Raw genomic sequence first — 376 nt, 5'->3', positions numbered from 1 at the left:
CGATACAGGCGTCGAGCGGCACGAAATGCTGGCCGTCGCCCTTGAGCGCCAGTGACGCAGCGGTGACCGCCTTGACGGCGCCCAGCGCATTGCGCTCGATGCAGGGCACCTGCACAAGGCCGGCGACCGGATCGCAGGTCATGCCAAGATGGTGTTCGAGCGCGATTTCGGCGGCATTCTCGACCTGTTCGGGCGAAGCGCCCATCACAGCCGCAAGACCGGCGGCCGCCATCGCCGCCGCAGAGCCCACCTCGCCCTGACAGCCGACCTCGGCACCGGAGATCGAGGCATTGTGCTTGATGATGCCACCTACCGCCGCCGCCGTCAGCAAGTAGTCGCGGATGCCGTCCTGGTCCCAGTCTTCATGGAAATGCTG

1 protein-coding gene is annotated in these 376 nt (G+C 66.5%); it reads right to left on the bottom strand.

The window, feature by feature from the left end; genetic code table 11:
- On the bottom strand, positions 1-376 hold a 376-nt coding region (locus AC1D0P_RS31840; protein ID WP_477680375.1), incomplete at both ends, for an L-serine ammonia-lyase, iron-sulfur-dependent, subunit alpha.

Source organism: Polaromonas sp. P1_G2 (assembly GCF_056405515.1).
Note: the sequence above shows the minus strand (reverse complement) of the source record. Positions and strands in the feature narration are given on the sequence as shown.